1 protein-coding gene and 1 pseudogene are annotated in these 1,854 nt (G+C 66.8%); one reads left to right on the forward strand and one right to left on the reverse strand.

What is annotated here, in order from left to right; all coding sequences use genetic code 11:
- Window positions 1-26 precede the first annotated feature (26 nt).
- Window positions 27-1,079 (forward strand): TIGR01620 family protein, encoded by a 1,053-nt coding sequence (locus BGN91_RS08685; RefSeq protein WP_292612308.1) that lies wholly within the window; start codon window positions 27-29, stop codon window positions 1,077-1,079.
- Window position 1,080: 1 nt separating this feature from the next.
- On the opposite strand, the pseudogene BGN91_RS08690 reads toward BGN91_RS08685, so the two are convergent.
- A pseudogene (locus tag BGN91_RS08690) lies at window positions 1,081-1,854 on the reverse strand (glycosyltransferase); the annotation flags it as partial.

Consider the following 1,854-nt stretch of genomic DNA (forward strand, 5'->3'; position numbering starts at 1 on the left):
CAGTTTCTGATCGGAGACCGACTGCAATGAGTGAGCGTTCCGGCCTGCGCCGCCCCGTCACATTCAAGCTCGACGATCCGCTCGTTGTGGTTCTCGACCCCGAAGAAGCGGTGAGCCGGCCCGCGCGCGGCAGCATCAGCATCACGCCGGAAGCCGAGCCGGAGCCCGAGCCCGTCTTGCTGCCCGAGGAGGAGGCGCCGGAGATATCTCCGGTCCCGGCGCGAAAGGGATTTCGCTGGGGCGTGCTGTTCTGGTCGTCGCTGGCCGGCTTTATCGCGCTCGGCACCGTGCTCGGCGCCATCAACCTGATCCGCGACCTGTTCGCGCGCAGCGAGGGACTGGGTTTCCTCGGGCTGATGCTGGCGGCGCTGTTCGTGGTTGCATCTATCGTCATCGCGGCGCGCGAGATCGCGGCCCTCGCCCGTCTCGCCACTATCGAGAACCTGCATCGGCGCGCGCTGGCCGCCATCGCCGCCGACGATCGCACGGGAGCGAAAGCGGTCGTACGCGATCTGGTGAAGCTCGCCCACGACAATCCCCATCTGGCGCGGGCGCGGGCCGCGCTGCGGGGCCATGGCACCGACATCATCGACGGCGCGGACCTGGTGCGGCTCGCCGAGCGCGAGCTGATGGCGCCGTTGGATCAGGAAGCGCGCCGGCTGGTGTCGGTGGCGGCGCAGCGCGTGTCGATCGTGACCGCGGTCAGCCCCCGCGCCGTGGTGGATGTGCTGTTCGTGTTCGCCGCGGCGATACGGCTGGTGCGGCAGCTTGCACGACTCTATGGCGGCCGGCCCGGCACGCTCGGGATGATCCGCCTGATGCGCCACGTCATCGCGCATCTCGCCATCACCGGCGGCATGGCGGCGAGCGACACCTTGATCCAGCAGATACTCGGCCAGGGCATCGCCGCGAAACTGTCGACGCGCCTGGGCGAAGGCGTTCTCAACGGACTATTGACCGCCCGCCTCGGGCTTGCGGCGATCGACGTCACCCGCCCGATGCCGTTCACCGCGCTGCCGCGGCCCGCGCTCGGCGATCTTGCGAAAGACCTGTTGCGCAAGCGCGGGGGCAACGACTGAACTATCGCCCCACGAAGGCGGCGAGCGTCAGATAACGACGACTCGTCTGGCCCTCCTCCGCCAGTTGCCGCCATTTGTAGAACCGCGAGTCCGGCGGCGGCGAGAGATCAGGTGTCCAGCCCGTCATCTTTTCCAGAACATAGGTGTCCATGATCCGGCCGCGCCAGGTCCGCTGAACCCGACCCAACGACGTCAGCACCGCGCCGGTCGAGGCCAGAAGGGATGCACCGTCCTGCTCGCGGGCGATATATATCCCGGCATGCCCGGCGATCCGCTCGAGGCCGGGGTCGCGGAAACCCAGGAAGCGGCTACGTTCGTTGATCTGGATTACCGGGACGCGATCCTTCAGATGCCAGCGCAGCATCGCATAGATCCGGTAATCGTCGGTCGCGATCCAGGTCGCCTCGGCGGTCTGCAATTCATCTTCGGCGCGGCTCGCGACCTGCGCGAAGCCGGCTTCGCCGCCGATCGGGTCGGTCTTGCCGATGAAATTCCAGGGGCTGGCGACGTAATAAAGGAACACCGCGACCACGAGGACGAGACCCGACGCGATCGCGGCATTTATCCAGAAAGCAGACGATCTTGCGATCCACGCCGGCCATTTTTCGCGCGATCGCTTCGCGAGGTCGATGGCCGTTGCCGCGAATCCCAGCGGCCAGATGAACATCGGCCAGGTGTCGCCGACGCGAAGCGTCAGCGATTTCCAGAGAAAATAGCCGAACGGCACCAGCACGGCCGCCGACAGCAGCATGGAAACCGGGTCGCGATGCCGAAA

The sequence above is a fragment of the Nitrobacter sp. 62-13 genome (genome assembly GCF_001896955.1).
Taxonomy (GTDB): domain Bacteria; phylum Pseudomonadota; class Alphaproteobacteria; order Rhizobiales; family Xanthobacteraceae; genus Nitrobacter.